A 4,621-nucleotide genomic window follows, 5' to 3' on the forward strand; every position below is an offset into this window, starting at 1 on the left:
GACCAGCATGACCAGGTCCAGGCCGTCGACGCCTCCGCGTACGCCGCGAAGGCCGACAAGTACCGCTTCCAGGAATACACGCTCTCCGCCGAGCGGGGCGAGATCACCGACCGCAACGGCATCGCGCTCGCCGCCAGCGTCGACGCGTACGACATCACCGCCGACCCCAAGCTCTTCACCCGCGAGGACGCGAAGATCGCGGACGCCCCCGAGCAGGCGGCCGCGCTCCTCGCCCCGATCCTCGGCAAGGAACCCGCCGAGCTCGCGAAGAAGCTCCGCACCCCCAAGATCCGCTACATCGTGCTCGCCCGCAAGCAGACCCCGCAGGTCTGGAACCAGATCAAGGACCTCAAGAAGGTCTACGGGCAGAAGGCGCAGGCCGTCGGCGGCAACGGCATCAACCTCCTCGGCGGCATCCTCAGCGAGCCCAGCACCAAGCGCGTGTACCCGAACGGCGGGCTGGCCGCCGGGATACTGGGCTACGTCAACGCCGAGGGCAAGGGCGCGGGCGGCCTGGAGTCCATGCTCGACGGGGAGCTCGCCGGCAAGGACGGCAAGATCCGCTTCACCCAGTCCGGCGGCCGCCAGGTGCCCACCGCGGGCTCCCAGGGCACCCCCGCCGTCCCCGGCTCCGACATCGAGCTGACCATCGACCGGGACATCCAGTGGGCCGCCCAGCAGGCCATCACCGAGCAGGTGAAGAAGTCCAGGGCGGACCGCGGCTACGTCGTCGTGCAGAACACCAGGACCGGCGAGGTCCTCGCCATGGCCAACGCCCCCGGCTTCGACCCCAACGACCTCTCCGCCGCCAACTCGGCCGCCATGGGCAACGCCGCCCTCCAGGACGCCTACGAGCCCGGCTCCACCGCCAAGGTCATGTCCATGGCCGCCGTCCTGGAGGAGGGCAAGGCGGCCCCCGACACGCACGTCACCGTCCCCAACCGGCTCCACCGCGGCGACCGGCTCTTCAAGGACGACGTCGACCACATCACCTGGTACCTGACCCTCAACGGCGTCCTCGCCAAGTCCAGCAACATCGGCACCATCCTCGCCACCGGCCAGCTCGGCAAGGACCAGGCCGAGGTCAACCGGGTCCTCCACTCCTACCTGCGCAAGTTCGGCATCGGCAGCCCCACCGGCCTGAACTTCCCCGGCGAGACCCCCGGCATCCTCGCCAAGCCCCAGGACTGGTCCACCTCGCAGCAGTACACGATCCCCTTCGGCCAGGGCCTCTCCGTCAGCGCCATGCAGGCCGCCTCCGTGTACTCGACCATCGCCAACGGAGGCGTACGGATCGCACCGACCCTCGTGCGCGGCACCAAGGGCCCCGACGGGCGCTTCGCGGCGGCCCCCGCGCCCCAGGAGTCCCGGGTCGTCAGCGAGAAGACCGCCAAGACCCTCGCGCGGATGCTGGAGTCCGTCGTCAAGGACCGGGAGGGCACCGGCACCAAGGCCGCCATCCCCGGCTACCGCGTCGCGGGCAAGACCGGCACCGCCAACCGCGTCGACCCCGAGCTCGGCTACTACAAGGGGTACACCGCCTCCTTCGCCGGCTTCGCCCCCGCCGACGACCCGCAGATCACCGTCTACTGCGCCATCCAGAACCCCACCAAGGGCAGCTACTTCGGCGGCCAGATCTGCGGACCCATCTACAAGAAGGTCATGGAGTTCGCCCTCAAGACCCTCCACGTCGCCCCCACGGGCACCGCCCCCGCCCGACTGCCGGTCGACTTCGAACCCACCCCGTGACACTCCGGGAGCACCAGTGACAACGATCACCCCACATTCCGGGAACCGGAAATCGAACTCCGGCGAGGCCCCGGGCTCTTTTGGCCCCGCACAGGGTGCGCCCGGTACGCTCACCGCCGTGCCACACGCTGATCAGTACCGAAACGCCCCACCCCGGCCGGAGCAGGCCCGCCCGACACCCCTGGGCGACCTGGCCGCGCAGCTGGGGGCCGACGCCCCCCAGGCCGCCGAGATCTCGGGCATCACGCACGACTCGCGGGCCGTGCGCCCCGGGGACCTGTACGCGGCCCTGCCCGGCGCCCGCCTCCACGGCGCCGACTTCGCCGCCCAGGCCGCCGGACTCGGCGCCGCCGCGATCCTCACCGACCCGGCGGGCGCCGAGCGCGCCGCCGCGACCGGCCTCCCGGTCCTCGTCGTGGAGAATCCGCGCGGCCGGATGGGCGAACTCGCCGCCGCGATCTACGGGCGCCCCGGCGAGGACCTCCTGCAGATCGGCATCACCGGCACCTCCGGCAAGACCACCACCGCGTACCTCGTCGAGGGGGGCCTGCGCGGCTCCGGACGGAAGACCGGCCTCGTCGGCACCGTCGAGATGCGGATCGGTGACGAGCGCATCAAGTCCGAGCGCACCACCCCCGAGGCCACCGACCTCCAGGCGCTCTTCGCCGTCATGCGCGAGCGGGGCGTCGAGGCGGTCGCCATGGAGGTCTCCAGCCACGCCCTCGTGCTCGGCCGGGTCGACGGCTGCGTCTTCGACGTCGCCGTCTTCAACAACCTCAGCCCGGAGCACATGGAGTTCCACTCCGACATGGAGGACTACTTCCAGGCCAAGGCCGGGCTCTTCACGCCCCGCCGCAGCCGCCTGGGCGTGGTCAACCTCGACGACGCCTACGGTCGCAGGCTCGCCGCGGAGGCGACCGTCCCGGTCGTCACCTTCTCCGCCGAGGGCCGCGACGGGGCCGACTGGCGCGCCGAGGACCTCGTCCTCGGCTCCCACGACTCGACCTTCACGGCCGTCGGCCCCGAGGGCGAGCGGATTTCGGCCACCGCCCCGCTGCCCGGCCCGTTCAACGTCGCCAACACCCTCGCCGCGATCGCCACCCTCGCCGCCGCCGGCCTCGACCCGAAGGCCGCCGCCGAGGGCATCGCCGCCGTGCCCGGCGTCCCGGGCCGCCTGGAGCGGGTCGACGCCGGCCAGCCGTACCTCGCGGTCGTCGACTACGCGCACAAGACGGACGCCGTCGAATCGGTCCTGCGCTCCCTGCGCGAGGTCACCGAGGGCCGGCTGCACGTGGTCATCGGCTGCGGCGGCGACCGGGACACCACCAAACGCGGCCCGATGGGCGCCGCGGCCGCCCGGCTCGCCGACACCGCCGTCCTGACCTCCGACAACCCCCGCTCCGAGGATCCCCTGGTGATCCTCAGCGCCATGCTCGCCGGCGCCGCCGAGGTGCCCGCGGGGGAGCGCGGCGACGTCCTGGTCGAACCCGACCGGGCCGCCGCCGTCGCCGCCGCCGTCGCCCGCGCACGGCCCGGCGACACCGTCCTGGTCGCCGGCAAGGGCCACGAGCAGGGCCAGGAGATCGCCGGGGTCGTCCGCCCCTTCGACGACCGCGAGGTCCTGCGCGAGGCGATTCTCAACCAGCAGAGCCAGCAGGACGCACACCGTCACGAGAACAGTCAGGGATGAAGCAGTGATCGCCCTCTCCCTCGCCGAGATCGCCGAAATCGTCGGCGGGCAGGCGCACGACATACCGGATCCGGCCACCCGGATCACCGGGCCCGTCGTCATCGACTCCCGCGAGGTGCGGGCCGGCAGCCTCTTCGCGGCCTTCGCCGGTGAGCACGTCGACGGCCACGACTACGCGGAGCGCGCCGTCGCGGCCGGAGCGGTGGCCGTGCTCGCCGCCCGGCCCGTCGGCGCCCCCGCCATCGTCGTCGACGACGTCCAGGCCGCGCTCGGGGCCCTCGCCCGAGCGGTGGTCGAACGGCTCGGCACCGATGTCGTCGCCCTCACCGGCTCGGCCGGCAAGACCTCCACCAAGGACCTGATCGCCCAGGTCCTCGACCGGCACGCGCCCACCGTGTGGACGCCCGGCTCGCTCAACAACGAGATCGGCCTGCCGCTCACGGCGCTCCGCGCGAGCGACGAGACCCGGCACCTGGTCCTGGAGATGGGCGCCCGCGGCATCGGCCACATCCGCTACCTCACGGGGCTCACCCCGCCCCGTATCGGCCTCGTGCTCAACGTGGGCACCGCCCACATCGGCGAGTTCGGCGGCCGGGAGCAGATCGCCCAGGCGAAGGGCGAACTCGTCGAGTCCCTGCCGTCCGCCGAGGAGGGCGGCATCGCGGTCCTCAACGCCGACGACCCGTTCGTCCGCGCGATGGCGAGCCGCACCAAGGCCCGCGTGACCCTGTTCGGCGAAGCGGACGAAGCGGCCGTACGGGCCGAGAACGTCCACCTCACAGCGAACGGACAGCCTTCTTTCAGGCTTCACACACCCACCGGGTGCAGTGACGTGACCTTGCGCCTGTACGGTGAGCACCACGTGTCGAACGCGCTCGCAGCGGCCGCCGTCGCGCACGAGCTGGGAATGCCAGTCGAAGAGATCGCCACCGCGCTCTCCGAGGCCGGCACCCTGTCGCGCTGGCGCATGGAGGTCACCGAGCGTCCGGACGGCGTGACGATCGTCAACGACGCCTACAACGCGAACCCCGAGTCCATGCGAGCCGCCCTGCGCGCGCTCGCGGCCATGGGCAGGGCCGCACAGGCCCGAGGGGCTCGTACGTGGGCGGTGCTCGGCAAGATGGCCGAGCTCGGTGACGCATCGCTCGTCGAGCACGACGCGGTCGGACGGCTCGCCGTCCG

General features: G+C 72.4%; 3 protein-coding genes. All 3 read left to right on the forward strand.

Annotated features, from left to right (window positions below):
- The coding region (locus CCN56_RS27855) for a penicillin-binding protein 2 (protein ID WP_107484232.1) at positions 1 to 1,749 on the forward strand (1,749 nt) is incomplete at its 5' end.
- 16 nt (positions 1,750 to 1,765) lie between these two features.
- Positions 1,766 to 3,439, forward strand: coding sequence for a UDP-N-acetylmuramoyl-L-alanyl-D-glutamate--2,6-diaminopimelate ligase (locus tag CCN56_RS27860; RefSeq protein WP_086830701.1), 1,674 nt, complete (start codon positions 1,766 to 1,768; stop codon positions 3,437 to 3,439).
- A gap of 4 nt (positions 3,440 to 3,443) precedes the next feature.
- Positions 3,444 to 4,621 (forward strand): UDP-N-acetylmuramoyl-tripeptide--D-alanyl-D-alanine ligase (gene murF / locus CCN56_RS27865; RefSeq protein WP_086830703.1); only part of this gene is annotated, 1,178 nt, incomplete at its 3' end.

This window comes from Streptomyces sp. NRRL B-24572, from assembly GCF_002156145.1.
In the GTDB taxonomy this organism is placed as follows: domain Bacteria; phylum Actinomycetota; class Actinomycetes; order Streptomycetales; family Streptomycetaceae; genus Streptomyces; species Streptomyces vietnamensis.